This is a genomic window from Pseudoduganella sp. HUAS MS19 (genome assembly GCF_053615455.1).
Genome location: NZ_CM132133.1, coordinates 5,437,687 through 5,455,368 on the forward strand (window position 1 = coordinate 5,437,687; position 17,682 = coordinate 5,455,368).

The following is a 17,682-nucleotide window of genomic DNA, read 5'->3' on the forward strand; positions in this document are numbered from 1 at the left end:
TCTGAACACCCAACCATTTCGGAGGTGACTTGGACTCCAGCTACGATATCGCGCCCGATGAGCTGGAAATACTCATCGTGGAAGACAGTCCGACCCAGGCTGAGCGCCTGCGGCGGCTGATCCGGTCCTCGGGCTATCACGCCAGGGTGGCTGCCAACGGCAAGCTGGCGCTGGCTGATATCCGCGAGCACAAGCCGCACCTGGTCCTGTCGGACATCGTCATGCCCGAGATGAACGGCTATGAACTGTGCCGCGCCGTCAAGGCCGACCCCACGCTGCGCGACATCCCTGTCATCCTGGTCACCTCGCTGACTGACCCCAAGGACATCATCCGCGGCATCGAATGCGGCGCCGACAACTTCATCCGCAAGCCCTACGCCGAAGACTACCTGCTGAACCGCATCGGCCAGATGCTGGTCAACCAGAAGCTGCGCAAGAACTCCAGCATGGAGGTCGGTATCGCCCTCTACCTGGGCGACCAGAAGCACTTCATCAATGCCGAGCGCCAGCAAATTCTCGACCTGCTGATTTCAACTTACGAGCAGGCGGTGCAGGTCAATAGCGAACTGCAGGCGCGTGAACGGCAGGTGATCGAACTGAATATGCGCCTGGCCCACCATGCGGGCGAACTGGAAACCATCAACCGCGAAATCGCGCTGAAGAACCTGGAGCTGGCTGAAGCAAGCCGCATGAAGTCGGCCTTCATCGCCAATATGTCGCACGAACTGCGCACGCCGCTGAACGCCATCATCGGCTTCACCGGCGCACTGCTGATGAAGCTGCCCGGCCCGCTGACCGACGAGCAGGACCGACAGCTCAATACCATCCGTAACAGCGCGCGCCACCTGCTCTCGCTGATCAACGATATCCTGGATGTGGCCAAGATCGAGGCCGGCAAGGTCACCCTGTCGCTGGAGTCCGTGCCATGCCAGCAGCTGATGGGTGAAGTGGCCGACACCCTGCGCCCGCTGGCCGCGCAGAAGGGCCTGGAAGTCTTGATCGACATGCCCGAGCAGCCGATCGTGCTGCAGACCGACCGCCGCGCGCTGGCGCAAATCATGATCAACCTGGCCAACAACGCCATCAAGTTCACTGAGAAAGGCATGGTCAAGCTGGCCCTCAGCCAGCGCACCGACGACGAGCAGGCCCTGATCACCGAGTTCAGCGTGACCGACAGCGGCAGCGGCATCAAGGAAGAAGACCAGGCCAAGCTGTTCCAGGCCTTCTCGCAACTGGACAACACCTCGACCCGGCATGTGGAAGGCGCGGGCCTGGGCCTTTACCTGAGCCAGAACCTGGCCAACCTCCTCGGCGGCTCGCTGTTCTTCAGCAGCGACTTCGGCAAAGGCAGCACCTTCACGCTCGCGCTCAAATGTCGGCACGCATCCTGATCATCGAAGACAACCAGGCCAATATGGACCTGATGACGTACTTGCTGCAGGCTTTCGGCCACCAGCCCTTGTGCGCCACCGATGGCGAGATGGGCGTGGCGCTGGCCGCCAGCGCCACGCCGGACCTGATCCTGTGCGATCTGCACCTGCCAAAGCTCGACGGAATGGGGGTCGTGGCACGCTTGCGCGCCGATCCCGCCACACGCCAGATCCCGGTCCTGGCTGCCAGCGCCCTGCCCGTCACGGACGGCTGCGCAGCCCTGCGCCGCGCCGGCTTTTCCGGCTGCCTGCCCAAGTCGCTGGAGCCCGACGTCCTGATCCCGGCACTGGAAAGCTTCCTTCCCCCGCAGCTGCGCTCAGGCAACGCCCCGCCGGCGCCGGCGGATTCGGCCCCTGCGCCTGGGCCCGCTGCCGCGGCGCCTTGCGCAAGCGCCGGGCGCGCCCGCGTCTTGCTGCTTGACGCCGCGCCCGAGAATGCCGGCCTGGTGGCCGCCATCCTGGCGCACAGCGGCTACACCGTCAGCACAGCTGCCAATCCAATGGATGCCGGCGCGCTGCTGGACGGGCATGCGTTCGACCTGGTGCTGTGTGAACTGGGATTGCTGGAGGCAGGCCGTCTGGCCTTCCTGGGCGACGCGCTGGAAATGGCGCCCGGGCTGCCGGTGCTGGTAATTCGCCCCGATGACGAAGACGACCTGGGAGCGCTCGGCGCGGGACGCCGGCGCAGCGTGCTGTCCCACCCGCTCGACCCGCAGCAGCTGGTAGCGGAAATCGACAGCTTGCTTGGCCTGGCCAGGCGCTAGGCCAGCACCAGCCACCCCAGCGCGATCAGGCTGAACACTGCGGCAACCATGCCAAGCGCATTCTCAGACCGTTCATCCGGACTGGTCAACTTCCAAAGAAACTTCAACATTCTTGTTGTCCCCAACCACGTCCCAACGCCATGCACGCGCCGGGATCCTGCACCATTTTAGCGCTTCCGGCGCGCAGCGGCGCTCAGGACAGCGCCAGTTTCAGGCCAACAACTTCAAACGGCCGCCAGCCGGCAAGCCGGGGAAAGCCCGCGCCAGCGCGGCATCCGGCAAGCGCAGGTGGCGCTCGGCCACGTGCGCCAGCACCTGGCGGAAATCGGTGGTGACCGGCAGGTCGCGGCCTTCGTTCAGCTGCGCGTCGGCCAGCCCCTGCCATTCGCCAGCGACCTTGCCGCCCTGCAACTTCCCGCCCAGCAGCCACATCGCGTTGCCGTGGCCATGGTCGGTGCCGCGATTGCCGTTCTCGCGTGCGGTGCGGCCGAATTCGGACATCACCACGATCACCGTGTCGTCGAACAGCGGACCAAGGCGTTGCGCCAGCGTCGCCAGTCCCTGCCCCAGCGGCTGCAGGCGGTTGGCCAGCTGGCCGCTGCCAGCCCCCTGGTTGGCGTGGGTATCCCAGCCGCCCAGGGCAATGAAGGCGAGCTGGATATTCGCGTTATTGCGCATCAACGTGGCCAGCCTGCCGGCATCGTCCGGAAAACCATTGGGCAGCGGAGCACCGTTATCGGCCGCCTGCATTTCGGACAGCATGCCGCTGTTGGCGGCGGCCATCACTTCTTCATGCGCCTTGCGCCCGGCCAGGTATACCTTGCCGTAACGCTCATGGCCGGCATATAAGGCGTCGAAGGCGCTGGCAACCTGCGGCCGGTCGAGCGGCGTGCTGCGCGTACCCGCAGCGCCATTGGCAAGGTTGGTTGCAGGCAACGCACCGGACAGTACACGCGGCATCACGGGGCCGATGCTGAGCGCCCGGGTCGGCGTCGTTTCGCCGGGCAGGCCGCCAAGCAGGCGGTTCATCCAGCCGTCCTGCGTGCTCTTCACGCCCGGCGTGGCCGATTCCATATAGTCTTGTGCGTCGAAATGCGAACGGCTGGCATCGGGCGAACCGCTGGCGTGCACGAAGGCCAGCTTCTTCTGCTGCCACAATGGCAGCAAGGGTGCCAGCGCCGGATGCAGGCCAAAGTAGCCGTCCAGGTCCAGCGCGCCGCCATCGGCGCCTGGCTTGGCCAGCGCAATATTCGGGCGCAGGCGGGCATACTCCGGGTCGGCCACCGGCGCCACCACATTCAGGCCGTCTACTGCGCCGCGCAGCATGACGACGATCAGCTTTTTCGCCGTTGGCGCAGTGCTGCCGGAGGCCATGGTCGCCGCCCAGGCTTGAGGGCCAAGCGGCAGTACCAGGCCGGCGCCGGCGGCAAAGGCATTCAGGAATTGGCGTCGTTGCATGGGGTGCTCCGTTAGCGTTGCATGAAGTCGGGGCTGGCAAGCAGCATGGCTGCGCGCAGGCGCTCATTGCTGGCGGCGACGATGGCCGCAGTCCTCTTCGATACGGACACGCCCAGCGCCTGCTGCACGGCGTCGGCATCGGCGCCGGAGGAGAGTGCCAGCGCATAGCCGATGCGGCGGCTCAGCCCATCGGGGTTGAGCCAGGCGTCTTCCGTGTTCTTGTAGCCGTCCGGCGTCTGGCAGCCGTACAGCGGCATGCCTAGGCGGTTCAGGATGCCCACCAGCGGCTTCACTTCAGGCGTCGGCATGGCAGCGGCGCGTGAGGCGGATACCACGTACTGGTAAGGCGTCTTGAACTTGGCGCCGGCATACTGCTGGTCCATGAATTGCGGGCTGGAGAACAGGGTGCGCAGCACGGTGCGGATATCGCCCTTGCCGGCGATCCATGCCTGCGCCATGCGCTCCACCAGCGCGGGCGGCGGCTGGTCGGCTACGAAGTACTGCGCCAGCTTGCGGCTGATATGGCGGGCGGTGGCCGGATGCACCGCCAGCACGTCCAGCGCATACTCGCCTTCCGCCTCGCCGCGGGCGGCAACCGGCTTGCCCAGCCAGGTCTTGGCGCCGTTGTCGTGGCGGCGTGGATCGAACGCGAACCGGGCATCGCGCTTCGGGCGGTAGGTCCAGCCGGTCAGCATGCGTGCCAGCTCGGTCACGTCTTTCTGCGTATAGCCGCCGTCGACACCCAGGGTATGCAGCTCCATCAGCTCACGCGCGTAGTTTTCATTCAGGCCGCCCGCCTTCGACACCCAGTTATCCAGGTAAAACAGCATGGCCGGGTGGCGGGCCGTGGCGCCCAGCATCTGGCGGAACGAGCCGAAGACATGCGGGCGGATTGCATCGCGCTCATAGCTGGTGACCAGCGCGCGGTCCTGCCCTTTTCCCGAGAATACGTTGAAATGGTTGTACCAGAAGTCAACCATCACCTCTTCCAGCTGGCGCGGGCTTTCGATGGCGCGCAGCAGGCGCGCTTCGGCCGCTTCGGAGGCCATCTGCTGCACCACTTCGCGGCGCTCGCCCTGCTCGCCACTGCGGGCCTGCTGGAAGCGCTCCAGCGCCTCGCCGGCGCTCATTTTCAGCGTTTCCAGCTTGTCCAGGCGCCGGGCCAGCGTCACGGGCAGGGGCGGCGGATCGAGTTGCTCATCAATATACGCTTGCACCCCGGACTGGCGCACCCGCTCGATATCGCCCGGCCGCGGCCCGTAAGCGAGCCGGTTCAGCACATGGATAGCAGCCTGCTCGCCAGCCAGCGGCGCCGCCCACAGGGCGGCCTGGGGCAATGCGGCAAGCACGGCGCCGAGTATCCAGCCTCGCATGATGTCGTCCCAATACAATGATTTGCAGGACTTTCTTTATACGCTAGCCGCCGGATTGAGGGCAAAGACTCCTTTGTATCAGGATGTTAATTGTTTGATTTGTATGCTCTAATTCACGTTGCGCAAAATGAAAGGACGGCATGAAGAGATATCAGGTCCCGCTATCGGTGATGGCAATGCTGGCGCTTGGCGCCTGCGGCGTTACCGGACCGGCGAACAAGGTCGCGGCGGATGCGCCGCAACAATGGCAGGCTCCCCTGCCCCACAACGGCAGCACCGGTGAACTGGCAAACTGGTGGCAGCGCCAGTCCGACCCGCTGCTGGTGCAATTGATCGAGGCCGCACAGGCGGCCAGTCCCACCATTGCCAGCGCCCAGGCGCGCTTTGCTGCAGCCAGTGCCGAGCGGACCGCCGCCGGCGCGGCGCTCGCCCCCTCGCTGACCGGCGTGCTGACGTCTACCCGCATGAGCCAGCAGTCAGCCAGTGCGCCCACCAACACCACTACCCAGCTCCTGGCACAGGCCCAGTGGGAAATCGACCTGTTCGGCGGCGGCCGTGCGCGCCGCAACGCGGCCATCGCGCGCCATGAAGGCGCCCAGGCCGGCTGGCATGTAGCCCGCGTCAGCGTGGCAGCCGAAACGGCCAACCAGTACTACAGCCTGCGCGCCTGCGAGAAGCTGGTGGAAGTGACGCGCATGGACGCTGCCTCGCGCGCCCATACCGCACGCCTGACCGAAATCACAGCCAAGGCGGGTTTCCAGTCGACATCGGCCAATGCCCTGGCCCGCGCCAGCGCCGCCGACGGCAACAACCGCGCGCTGGCCCAACGCGCCGCCTGCGACAGCGAGTTGAAAGTGCTGGTGGCGCTGACCGCCATCCCGGAACCGGACCTGCGCGCGCGGCTGGCCGACAGCTCGGCCAATGCGGCGCTGTCGCCGGCCGCCGGCGTCGCCATCGATTCGCTGCCGGCCCAGGTACTGGCCCAGCGTCCGGACGTGCTCAACGCCGAGCGCGCAGTGGCGGCTGCAAGCTACGACGTCGCCAGTGCGCGGGCCGAGCGCCTGCCGCGGCTTGGGCTATCCGGCTCCGTCGGGCGCGGCCGTCTGCACGCGGGAGGCCAGGACATCAGCGCCAACGTGTGGACCATCGGCCCGCTGCAAATGACCCTGCCGATCATCGACTGGGGCGTGCGCCGTGCCAACGTGGAAGCTTCGCGCGCCAGTTACGACGCAGCCGTGTCGGGCTACAAGGCCAGCGTGCGCCAGGCCGTGGCGGAAGTCGAACAGGCACTGGTGGCGCTGCAAAGCACCCAGGAGCGCGCCGAGGATGCGCAAACCGCCCTGGAAGGCTACCGCACCTTCTTCACCGCGACCGAAGAACGCTACAAGAACGGGCTGGCCAGCCTGATCGAACTGGAAGATGCCCGCCGTACGCGGCTGGCCGCAGAGAACACAGTCGTGAACCTGCAGCGCGAACGCAGCGCCGCATGGATCGCCCTGTACCGTGCAGCAGGCGGCGGCTGGACCGCGCCCGCAGCGCAATGAGATTGGATAACCTATGAAACCACTGCACCGCATTACCCCCGCCGTCGCCGCCATCGCCGTTGCCGCCGCCCTCGCCGCCCTGGCGCAGGTGCCGTCCGCCATGGCTGACGACAAGAAACCCGCCGCAGCCAAGCCCTCGCTGACCGTGACTACCGTCCGTCCGCAGAAAACCAGCCTGCCGATCCGCCTCACCGCGAACGGCAACGTCGCTGCCTGGCAGGAAGCTGTCATCAGCAGCGAATCGAACGGCCTGCGCCTGTCCGACGTCAAGGTGAACGTCGGCGACGTCGTCACCAAGGGCGAGGTACTGGCCGTGTTTGCGCCGGAAACCCCGCAGGCGGAAGTGGCGCAAGCCAGGGCCGCGCTGATGGAGGCCGAAGCCGCCGCGGCGGAGGCCAAGGCCAATGCCGACCGCGCCCGCTCGATTGAAGACACCGGAGCCCTGAGCGCACAGCAGGTCAGCCAGTACACCACCGCCGAAGCCACCGCGAAGGCACGCGCCGCTTCCGCCAAAGCCATGCTGGCGTCGGCCGAACTGCGCCTGCGCTACGCCAGGGTGGTTGCGCCCGACGCGGGCGTGATTTCCTCCCGCAGCGCCACCGTCGGCGCGGTGGCCGGTCCCGGCACCGAATTGTTCCGCATGATCCGCCAGGGCCGCCTGGAATGGCGCGCAGAAGTCACGGCTGCCGACCTGCGCAACATCAAGGTTGGCGGCACTGCCCTCGTCAAGGCTGCCAACGGCAGTGAACTGACCGGCAAGATCCGCATGGTGGCGCCGACCATCGACCCGCAAACCCGCTCCGCCCTGGTCTACGTCGACCTGCCGCCCAATACCGCCAAGCAGGCGCCGTTCAAGGCCGGCATGTTCGCCACCGGGCAGTTCGAGCTGGGCGCATCCGATGCCCTGACCGTGCCGCAACAGGCGATCACGGTGCGCGACGGCTTCAGCTACGTGTTCCGCCTGAACCAGGACCAGCGCGTCAGCCAGGTCAAGGTGCAGCCGGGCCGCCGCATCGGCGACCGCATCGAAGTGCTGTCCGGCCTGGCGCCCGAAGCGCAGATCGTGGCCGCCGGCGCGGGCTTCCTGAACGACGGCGACCTGGTACGCAATACCGGCGCGCCGGCGCAAGCGGCCACGGCGGCCAAGCCAGTACGCTAAGGAGGCGCCGTGAATTTTTCAGCCCTCTCAATCAAGCACCCGGTTCCGGCGATCATGCTGTTCATCCTGCTGTCGCTGGCAGGATGGATGGCGTACCGCGCCAACCCGGTGCAGGACTTTCCCGACATCGAACTGCCGATCGTCACCGTTTCCGCCACCCTGCCGGGCGCCGCGCCGGCCCAGCTGGAAACCGAGGTGGCGCGCAAGATCGAGGATTCGGTCGCCACGCTGCAAGGCGTGAAGAACATCTACTCCAAGGTGCTGGACGGTACAGCCACCATCACCGTCGAATTCATCCTCGAGAAGAACCTGTCCGACGCCGTCAATGAAGTGCGTGACGCCGTGACCCAGGTGCGCGCCGACATGCCCGGCGAGATGCGCGACCCGGTGGTCAGCAAGGTGTCCACGGCCGGCCGCGTGATCCTGGCCTTTGTCGTCACGCCCAAGGAAGGCACGAAGATCGACGATGCGGACCTGAGCTGGTATGTCGACAATTCCGTCGCCAAGAAGCTGCTGTCGGTGCCGGGCGTCGGCGCCGTCAAGCGCGTCGGCGGCGTGAACCGCGAGATCCGCGTGGAACTCGATGACGAGCGCATGGCGGCGCTGCGCGTGTCCGCGCTGGACGTGTCGCGCATGCTGCGCCAGGTTCAGAAGGAGGCTCCGGGCGGGCGCGGCGACATCAGCGGCGCCGAGCAATCGGTGCGCACCATCGCCACCGTGAAAAGCGCACAGGAACTGTCGCAGATGGATATCCCGCTGGGCGATGGCCGCCATGTGCGCCTCGAACAAGTGGCCAATGTGACCGACACGATTGCCGAACCGCGCTCCGAAGCGACCCAGGACGGCAAGAAAGTGGTCGCCTTCGAGATCTTCCGCACCAAGGGCGCCAGCGAGACCCAGGTCGCCGCCGATTCGCGCGCGGCAGTGGAAGAACTGCGCAAGGCGCATCCGACCATCGAGATCGCGCAATCGATCGACAACGCCGAACCGGTGGACGAAAACTTCGACGGCTCGATGGAGCTTCTGTACGAAGGCGCCATCCTGGCCGTGCTGGTGGTGTGGTGGTTCCTGCGCGACTGGCGCGCCACGCTGGTGGCCGCATCGGCACTGCCGCTTTCGGTGCTGCCAGCCTTCCTCGGCATGTACTGGATGGGCTTTACGCTGAATACCGTGACGCTGCTGTCGCTGGCCCTGGTGGTCGGCGTTCTGGTGGACGACGCCATCGTGGAAATCGAGAACATCGAGCGCCACCTGCACATGGGCAAGACGCCGATGCAGGCCGCGCTGGAAGCGGCCGATGAAATCGGCATGGCGGTGATTGCCACCACCTTTGCCCTGGTTGCCGTGTTCCTGCCCACCGCCTTCATGGGCGGCATTCCGGGCAAGTTCTTCAAGCAGTTCGGCTGGGCGGCAGTGCTGGCGGTGCTGGCATCGCTGGTCGTGGCGCGCCTGCTGACGCCGATGATGGCGGCACACCTCCTGAAAGCGACCGACAAGCCGCAACAGGAGGACGGCTGGATCATGCAGCGCTACATGAAAACCATGCGCTGGTGCCTGCAAAACCGCGGCAAGACCTCGCTGGCGGCCGGCGCCTTCTTCATTGGCTCGATCATGCTGGTAGGCCTGCTGCCGACCGGCTTCGTGCCGCCGGCCGACCGCGGCCAGACCATGGTCAACCTGGAACTGCCGCCCGGCTCCACGCTGGCGGAGACCCGCGCCATTGCCGAACGCGCGCGCCTGGCCATCATGGAAGTGAAGCCGGTGACCAATGTGTTCAGCTCCATCGGCGGCGGTTCTTCGGGCGATGCTTTCGCACCGGGCGCCGCAGCGGAGGCGCGCCGCGCCGTGCTGACCATTACCACCAAGCACCGCAACGACCGCAACGAATCGATGCCCGAGATCGACGACATGATCCGCGAGAAGCTCTCCACCCTGCCCGGCGCCCGCTTCACCGTGGGCCCGCCCGATACCGGCGTGAAGATGCAGCTCGTGCTGCGCTCGGAAGATCCTGTCGCGCTGATCGAATCGGCACGCAAGGTCGAACGCGACCTGCGCACCCTGCAAGGCATCGGCAACGTGAGTTCCAGCGCTTCGCTGGTGCGCCCGGAAATCATCGTGCGCCCCGACTTTGCCAGGGCCGCCGACCTGGGCGTTACCGCCAACGCCATTGGCGAGACGGTGCGCGTGGCCACCGCCGGCGACTACGACTTCGAGCTGACCAAGATGAACCTGGCCGAACGCCAGGTGCCGATCCGCGTCAAGCTGCCGGACAGCGTGCGCGCCGACCTCGACGCCATCGGGCGCCTGACCGTGCCGGGCCGCAACGGCCCGGTGATGCTGGCCAATGTGGCGACCATCACCATGGATTCCGGCCCGGCCCAGATCGACCGCCTGAACCGCAGCCGCAACGTGACGCTGGACGTGGAGCTGGGCAGCCGTTCGCTGGGCGAACTGGATGAGGAAGCGCGCCAGTTGCCGTCAATGAAAAACCTGCCGCCAACGGTGACCCGCGCGGAACTGGGCGATACGCAGGAGATGCAGAACCTGTTCGCCAGCTTCGGCATCGCCATGCTGATCGGCGTGCTGTGCATCTACGGCGTGCTGGTGCTGCTGTTCCACGACTTCCTGCAGCCGCTGACCATCCTGGCGGCACTGCCGCTGTCGATCGGCGGCGCCTTCGTGGCCCTGCTGGTGACGCAGAAAGCGCTGTCGATGCCGTCCATGATCGGCCTGATTATGCTGATGGGGATTGTGACCAAGAACTCGATCCTGCTGGTCGACTACGCGATCCTGGCGCGCGCCGAAGGCATGAGCCGCTTCGATGCGCTGGTCGATGCCTGCCACAAGCGCAGCCGCCCGATCCTGATGACCACGATCGCCATGGGCGCCGGCATGATGCCGCTGGCCCTGGGCTGGGGCGCCGACCCGAGCTTCCGCTCGCCGATGGCGATTGCCGTGATCGGCGGCCTGATCACCTCAACCCTGCTGTCGCTGCTGGTGGTGCCGGCCGTGTTCACCTATGTGGACGATGCCGAACACCTGATCAAGCGCATCGTGCACAAACTGCGCAAGCCGCACAAGCATGCAGCGGCGCCGCTCGCCGAATAAGGAACCTGCCATGAAAGTCCGCGCCGTCGAGACCGAACCTGTCCGCGTAGCCTGTTTGCGCCACACTGGTCCCTTCGGCCCGGCGCTGGGCGAGTTCTGGCGCGGCGTCGTGGCGCCATGGATGCAAACGAACGGCCTGCTGGGGCGAGTCACCTACGGCGTGGCGATGGACGATCCCGGCACCACGCCGCCTGAGAAATGCCGCTACGACGCCTGCGTCGAAGTCGGACACGACGACCCGGCGCCGCCGCCCGCAACGCTGGCAACCATCCCCGGCGGCCGCTACGCGGTGGTGGACTATTACGGCGCACCGGCCGGCATCGGGGAAGTGTGGCAGGCCTTTTACAGCGAGGGCTTGCCCGCGGCGGGGCTGGCAAGCCGCCCGGGCCCTTGCTTTGAGCGTTATGCGGCCGACTTTAGCGCCGACCCGGCAACAGGCGAATTTGCCTGCGAGCTGTTCATCCCGATCGACTAGGAAAGGCTGCGCGCGGGCTGTCCCATGCGCAGCTTCACACGGAACGCATACTCTACGCACAATCTTAAGCCACAATTGCGCCTCCACCATCCATTACCGGAAGCGCAATGCCAGCGATACCCGCATCAGAAAACCCGCCATCCACGTACCGCATGCCCCGCGGTACCATCGCCTTCATCTCGCTGTTTGGGGTTGCGTTGCCTATAGCTGCGCTGCTGTTTGAATCGATCACCGGCATGTGCCGCCAGATCTTCTTCGATCCCCTGCCCACGCCGTTTCATTTCGCCTTGTACGCCACCATACCGGCGGCAAACGTGCGGCTTTCGCTGGCGCTGGTGCGCGGTGAAGCCTTGCCGCCCCGCTGGAGCTGGTTCCATGCTTTTTCGGCCGGCGTCGCCATGTTTTACAGCCTGGTGTTCCTGCCAATATCCCCGATTGCCGCATTCGCGGTTATCGCCTTCGGTATCGGCCTGCTTGGCCTCTCGCCAATATTTGCCGTGGCCTGCGTCATATTCGCCAGGAAGGCAATGAAAGCGCGACACGGCCAGCTGCCTGGCAAGCTATGGCAGGGCGTCGCGCTTGCGTTCCTTGTGCTGCTGGCTGCGGATGCCCCGTCTACCTTGACACGCATCGGCATGCAGATGGCAGCATCGGACTCTGCCGAAACGCGCCTGCGCGGTATCAAGCTCCTGCGCAAGGTTGGGGATGAGGACTTGATGCTGCGCCTTTGCTACCACCAGAACGGGCAGGCAACGGACTTGCTGGGCACCCTGGTCGCAGGCCAGATGGAGAGCGATCCGCAGCAAGCGCGGACCACCTTCTACCAGGTGACGGGGACCGTATTCAACTCCCATCCAGCCCCGGTGCGCCGTTCGATGCGCGAGTGGGAGCGCACGTTCGACGGCGACCTGGGCGGCGCCAGCGTAGGCCAGCGCATCAACGACGTTACCCTTGTCGCCTCGCGCATGGATGGATCGCTCGATGCCAACGCCGCGTTGGGCTACATGGAGTGGACGATGGAGCTGCAGAACAAGTCGGCGAGCCAGCAGGAAGGCCGCGCCGAAATCATGCTGCCCCCCGGTGGCATAGTTTCCCGCGCCACGTTATGGATTGATGGCGAAGAGCGCGAAGCCGCATTCGGTGGCCGCGCGCAAGTACGCGAAGCCTACACGAAAGTGGTTCGCCAGAGCCGCGATCCCCTGCTGGTCACTACCGCAGGCAATGACCGGATACTGGTGCAGATGTTCCCGATTCCTCCGTCGGGCAATATGAAAATCCGTCTCGGCATCACTGTTCCCATGGCTCCACCCGGCCACGACGCCATGCATCTGCAATTGCCGGCCTTCAGCGAACGCAATTTCGACCTCGCGCCGGACTTGCGCCACGCCGTGTGGTTCGAATCGCAGGCTCCCCTGAAAGGCAGCCCGGGCCTCTCCGCACAAGCGGGACCGCGCGGCCTGTACGCCGTTCGCGGCGAGCTGGCAGAGCCCGCGGCCGCGCACCCGATGCATACAATCTGGGCGCCAGGTGCACGGCCGGCGCCCCTCGCCTGGAGCGCCGACGGGAAAGGCAATGACGGCAAGGCCGTCGTCCAGGTATACAGCGAAGCCGCCGCCACTGCGCCGCAGCGGCTTGCGCTGGTCATCGATGGATCATCGTCGATGCGGGAACAGAAGCGGCAATTGCTTGATGCCCTCGCAGCCTTCCCCAGGAATATCGAGGTGGCCATCGTTTTTGCCGGAGACGAGAAGCCGTCGCTGTTCCTCCACGATGCCGCCAATCCGCTTCTCACCCGCCAGTACATCGCGCAGCTGGACTTTGCCGGTGGACGGGACAACAGCGACGCGCTGGGTGCGGCGTGGGACTGGGCCAGCATGTCGTCCCGCGGGGCGATCGTATGGATCCATGGCGCACAGCCGGTGGCAGTCCCGTCGGCAGGCGCCTTGCGGCAGCGCTTCGAACGCCGCGCAAGCCAGGTCGCCATCTACGACGTGGCGGTGGAACGCGGGCCAAATGTCCTTGCGCAGCAACTGCAGGGCGTGAGCGCAGTACCGGGCTTCGGCAACCTGGCCGGGGACCTGGGCAAGCTGTTCGCGCAATGGCAGCCGGGAGCCACCCAAGCCGTCCTGCTGAGGGAGCGGCGCGGCGCCGCGGGTATGACGCAATCGAGCCGCACTTCCGAGCACCTTGCGCGCTTGTGGGCGGCGAGCGAAGTCACCGCAATGAGCGCGAACCCGGCCCGGAACGGCGCTGCCGTCGCGCTGGCGACCCGCTACCAGCTGGTGACTTCCGTATCGGGCGCCGTCGTACTGGAAACCCGCGAGCAGTATGACGATGCCGGCCTGGAGCCTGTCCCGCCGGGCAGCGTACCAACCATTCCGGAACCGGAGACCTGGATGCTGATCCTGGTGGCGACGCTCATGCTGGCATGGCACCGCCGCTCCCGCGCCCAATGAAAGCGCCGCCATTCATCTTGCTGCTGGCCGCGCTATGCCTGGCATGTTGGCCCGTGCTGCTCTGGTTCGCCCGGGGTACCCTGGACGGTTCGAACGACAGCGCCGGAATGCTGGCGGCAGCCGCGGCAGGCGCCATCGTCGCGTTTGCGCCGAAGCGGGAAGTGGTGCCGCGCCCGCTGCTGTTGCCGTGCGCATGCCTGGCCGCGTATCTTGCCGCCACCGCCTGCCTGGTTCCCGTGCCGGCGCGTTCCCTGCTCCTGGCGCTGGCCGTCACCGCGCTGGCCAGCAGTTACCGGCTGGGGAAGCGATTCGACGTGCCCTTGTTCGCACTGTGCATCCTTGCGCTGCCGTTTGCCGCAACCTTGCAGTTCTACCTCGGATATCCGCTGCGCGTGATCGCCGGCGACCTGTCGGTATTCCTGCTGCGCATGAACGGCATCGCTGTGGCGCGCGAAGGTGCCATGCTGGCATGGCATGGACAACTTGTTTCCATCGACGCTCCATGCAGCGGCGTGAAAATGCTGTGGGCCGGCCTGCTGCTGGCGAGCGCATTGGCAGGCGCTGTCCGCTTGTCGCCGCTTCGCACGGCGGCCGCGCTGACGCTGGCAGTCATCGCCGTCGTCGTGGCCAACGCCATCCGCGCCACGGCATTGTTCTATGTGGAGACCGGTATCGTGCACCTGCCGGCATCGGCGCACGATGCCATCGGCATCTTCAGCTTTGCTGCCGCGGGTGCGGGCATTCTTTTCATCACCCAGCAACTGGAGAAACGCAAGGCATGAGATCTTTCACCACCATTGCTTTCGCCGGATTATGCGTCCTGGCTGCACTCGCGCCCCTGGTTTTCGAAAGCAATGCAGGCACGCGCGCAATAGCTGGTTTCCCTGGATGGCCCGCAAGCTTTGAAGGCCGGAAGCTTACGCCGCTTCCCCTCACCCCGATTGAGCTGCGCTTCCAGCAGAACTTTCCCGGCCGGGTGGGCCGCTTCAGCGATGGCGAGCGTGAGATCGTGATCCGCTGGGTGGACCAGGGCACGCGCAAGCTGCATGCAAGCAGCGACTGTTTCAAGGCGAACGGCTACGACCTCACGGTGCAGCCGGTGAAAATCGTCGGCAATGAGCGCTGGTCGGGTTTCACTGCCTCGCGCGGAGCACAAAAGCTGGAAGTGCGCGAACGCATTGCCGATGGCCACGGCGGGCAGTGGAGCGACGTCTCGGCCTGGTACTGGGCCGCGCAACTGGGCCGGACGGACGGCCCGTGGTGGGCCGTCACCGTTGCGACGAACATCGGCAATTAGCCGCCGGCATTCAGACTACCGGCGGATCGGTTTCCCGGTCGAAGACGCGCGGGCCCGCCAGGGCTGAGATGAATGCCGCCAGCGCGGCTTGCAGGTCGGCCGGTGCCGTGCCCACCAGGCCGGGGTCGGGTACGCCGCCTGGCAAGGTTGCCGGAATGCCTGCCGCCGCCAGCAGCGTGGCCCCCGCGCCAACCACCATCAGCGGTTTGCAGTGGCGGTATTGCAGGGTAACGAATTCCACCGCCAACGCGTTGGCGGCCAGGGTTTCGACAGCGGCATCGCCGTCAGGCACCAGCATGGCGTCGAACAGTACCGCCGGGCCGGTTTCCAGGGACATGTCGGCTTCCAGTGCGCCAACCATGCCGACACGGGGCCCGACCAGGCGCGTGACCGCCCCCTGGGCTTCCAGCTCGGCCTGGAGTGAAGCGACCATCGCTTCATCGCATCCGGGCGCAACCAGGATAGCCACTTTGCGCCCGCGAATACCGGTCTGCCCGGGCCGCGTCATGAGCGACAGGCCCGGCGACGGCTGGTACGTGGGCAGCTCGCGCGTAGTGGCCATCGGTTGCGGGTCCGGCGCGCTGGTCCCCAGGCGCAGCGCCACCATGTCAGCCAGCACCGCATCGACGTTGACCAGCATGGACAAGGTGCGTTCGCGGATCGCTGGCACCTGCACCTTGCTCAACTCGAAGCTGAACGCATGGGCGATGTGCATCTGTTCCACCGGCGTCTGGCTTTGCCAGAACAGGCGTGCCTGCGAATAGTGGTCGGCAAACAGTTCCGGCTTGCCGCGCACTTTATCTTCCTGCACCGGCTCCGGGAAAGACATGAAGCCCATGCGTCCGGCCTGGAACGGGCAACCGCCGCCCAGCGAATTCGGTTCGTAGGCTACGCGGCCGCGGTGGATCGCCTGCCGGTGCATGCCATCGCGCTGGTTGTTGTGCACTTGCGCGACCGGGGCATTGATCGGGATCTCATGGAAATTGGGGCCGCCCAGGCGGCTGATCTGGGTGTCCACATAGGAGTGGATGCGGCCTGCCAGCAACGGATCGTTGCTGAAGTCGATGCCGGGGACAATGTGCGCTGCGCAGAACGCCACCTGCTCCGTTTCGGCGAAGAAGTTGTCGGGGTTACGGTCCAATACCATGCGGCCGACCACCTGCAGCGGCACCATTTCCTCCGGCACGATCTTGGTCGGGTCCAGCACGTCGAACGGGAATTCGGCTGCCTCTTCTTCCGTGAAGACTTGCAGCGCCAGCTCCCATTCCGGGTAGTCGCCCATCTCGATGGATTCCCACAGGTCGCGGCGGTGGAAATCGGGATCGGCGCCGGAGATGCGCACTGCTTCGTCCCATACCAGCGAATAGGTGCCCTGCTTGGGCAGCCAGTGGAATTTCACGAAACGCGTCTGCCCGGCTGAGTTCACCAGACGGAAAGTATGCACGCCGAAGCCTTGCATGGTGCGGAAGCTGCGTGGTATCGCGCGGTCGGACATCACCCACATCAGCATATGCATCGATTCCGGCATCAGGGATACGAAGTCCCAGAAGGTGTCATGGGCACTGGCGGCCTGCGGCATGGCATGGTGCGGCTCGGGCTTGACCGCATGCACCAGGTCCGGGAATTTCATCGCGTCCTGGATGAAGAAAACGGGGATGTTGTTGCCGACCAGGTCCCAGTTGCCATCATCGGTATAAAACTTGACGGCGAAGCCGCGCACGTCGCGCGCGGTATCGGTGGAGCCGCGCTCGCCGGCCACGGTGGAGAAACGCACAAAGACCGGCGTGCGCTTGCCTGCTGCTGCGAAAGGCGCGGCGCGCGTCAGGTCGGACAGTTCGCGGTAGCACTCGAAAAATCCATGCGCCGCGGAGCCGCGGGCATGCACCACGCGCTCAGGAATGCGCTCGTGGTCGAAGTGCGTGATCTTTTCGCGCAGGATGAAGTCTTCCAGCAACGCCGGACCGCGCAGGCCGGCCTTCAGCGAGTTCTGGTTATCGGAAACCGGCACGCCCTGGTTGGTGGTGAGCGGGCGGCCGCCGCCATCGGTGCGTACACGGTCCAGCGGGGCGTTATTGGAGTTGGCGCCCTGCGGTGGCACTCCGGCGCCGGCTTTCGGCGAAGCGGCGCTTTCACTGGCGGTGCTGGCGGTATCCAGCGGGTCCGCAGGACTGGCCGAGGCGCCGGCGGGCGGAATGCCCGCGCCATGCTCCGCAGCCTTGTTGACGTTGTAGGGGAATCGCGCGGCCAGTCCGGCGCCGCGTTTAGCCGGGTCAGGTTTGGTCGTGGGCACGGCGCGCTCCCCGGCTCAATGCTTGCGCGAACCGAGCAGCTTGGAGACGGCGTAGCCGGCGGCCAGCGCCACCAGCAACGATTTGCCGGGGCTCTGGCGCACGTAATTGCGGCCGGATTCTGCAAAACGTTTATAGGCGGCATTCAACTGGTCGCCCTTGGCGCCCACCTGGTCGGTGATGCTGGTGATGTTGTCGGCCACCTTATCGATGGTGCTGTGCATGCCGGCGCGCAGGTCTTTGGCTGGGCTGTCGCTGCGGGTGATGTTGTTGTCCATGATCGGGTTCCTCATCGTTTGGTTGCTGTGGAAGGGTCAAGATAAGGCCGCA

13 protein-coding genes are annotated in these 17,682 nt (G+C 66.0%); 9 read left to right on the plus strand and 4 right to left on the minus strand.

The features are described 5' to 3' along the window. The first annotated feature begins 29 nt into the window (after positions 1 to 29). Entirely contained in the window at positions 30 to 1,391 is a 1,362-nt protein-coding gene (locus tag ACWBU6_RS24960) for a hybrid sensor histidine kinase/response regulator (protein ID WP_452646025.1), read from the plus strand. Continuing rightward, positions 1,373 to 2,194 carry a response regulator gene (locus ACWBU6_RS24965; protein WP_452646026.1) on the plus strand — a complete coding sequence of 274 codons (822 nt, stop codon included), beginning with the start codon at positions 1,373 to 1,375 and terminating at the stop codon, positions 2,192 to 2,194. Before ACWBU6_RS24960 ends, ACWBU6_RS24965 begins: the two co-directional genes overlap by 19 nt. A gap of 210 nt (positions 2,195 to 2,404) precedes the next feature. Here the strand turns inward: ACWBU6_RS24965 and ACWBU6_RS24970 are convergent, their stop codons facing one another. Both ACWBU6_RS24970 and ACWBU6_RS24975 read right to left on the minus strand, forming a co-directional pair. Next, positions 2,405 to 3,652 (minus strand): DUF1501 domain-containing protein, encoded by a 1,248-nt coding sequence (locus ACWBU6_RS24970; RefSeq protein ID WP_452646027.1) that lies wholly within the window; start codon positions 3,650 to 3,652, stop codon positions 2,405 to 2,407. An 11-nt stretch (positions 3,653 to 3,663) separates the two neighbouring features. Then, entirely contained in the window at positions 3,664 to 5,025 is a 1,362-nt protein-coding gene (locus ACWBU6_RS24975) for a DUF1800 domain-containing protein (RefSeq protein ID WP_452646028.1), read from the minus strand. A 140-nt stretch (positions 5,026 to 5,165) separates the two neighbouring features. Between ACWBU6_RS24975 and ACWBU6_RS24980 the strand changes: the two genes are divergently transcribed. The 7 genes from ACWBU6_RS24980 (at position 5,166) to ACWBU6_RS25010 (ending at position 15,064) form a co-directional block, all read left to right on the plus strand. Next, entirely contained in the window at positions 5,166 to 6,569 is a 1,404-nt protein-coding gene (locus ACWBU6_RS24980) for an efflux transporter outer membrane subunit (RefSeq protein ID WP_452646029.1), read from the plus strand. A gap of 13 nt (positions 6,570 to 6,582) precedes the next feature. Next, entirely contained in the window at positions 6,583 to 7,728 is a 1,146-nt protein-coding gene (locus ACWBU6_RS24985) for an efflux RND transporter periplasmic adaptor subunit (RefSeq protein ID WP_452646030.1), read from the plus strand. A gap of 9 nt (positions 7,729 to 7,737) precedes the next feature. Then, positions 7,738 to 10,836, plus strand: coding sequence for an efflux RND transporter permease subunit (locus ACWBU6_RS24990; protein WP_452646031.1), 3,099 nt, complete (start codon positions 7,738 to 7,740; stop codon positions 10,834 to 10,836). A 10-nt stretch (positions 10,837 to 10,846) separates the two neighbouring features. After that, the gene (locus ACWBU6_RS24995) at positions 10,847 to 11,311 is read left to right on the plus strand and encodes an AraC family transcriptional regulator (RefSeq protein ID WP_452646032.1); all 465 of its coding nucleotides are present in this window, start codon (positions 10,847 to 10,849) and stop codon (positions 11,309 to 11,311) included. A 152-nt stretch (positions 11,312 to 11,463) separates the two neighbouring features. Continuing rightward, positions 11,464 to 13,767, plus strand: coding sequence for a VIT domain-containing protein (locus ACWBU6_RS25000; RefSeq protein WP_452646033.1), 2,304 nt, complete (start codon positions 11,464 to 11,466; stop codon positions 13,765 to 13,767). Further along, a complete protein-coding gene (locus ACWBU6_RS25005) occupies positions 13,764 to 14,549 on the plus strand; it encodes an archaeosortase/exosortase family protein (protein ID WP_452646034.1) in 786 nt (261 codons plus the stop codon). The genes ACWBU6_RS25000 and ACWBU6_RS25005 overlap by 4 nt, the downstream gene beginning before the upstream one ends. Then, complete coding sequence (locus ACWBU6_RS25010; protein WP_452646035.1) at positions 14,546 to 15,064, plus strand: hypothetical protein; 519 nt, start codon at positions 14,546 to 14,548, stop codon at positions 15,062 to 15,064. Before ACWBU6_RS25005 ends, ACWBU6_RS25010 begins: the two co-directional genes overlap by 4 nt. Positions 15,065 to 15,074: 10 nt before the next feature. On the opposite strand, the gene ACWBU6_RS25015 is transcribed toward ACWBU6_RS25010, so the two are convergent. Then, positions 15,075 to 17,354, minus strand: a complete 2,280-nt coding sequence (locus ACWBU6_RS25015; RefSeq protein ID WP_452646036.1) for a catalase — start codon at positions 17,352 to 17,354, stop codon at positions 15,075 to 15,077. Between the two features lie 15 nt (positions 17,355 to 17,369). Beyond that, entirely contained in the window at positions 17,370 to 17,630 is a 261-nt protein-coding gene (locus ACWBU6_RS25020; RefSeq protein WP_452646037.1) for a hypothetical protein, read from the minus strand. Positions 17,631 to 17,682: the final 52 nt, after the last annotated feature.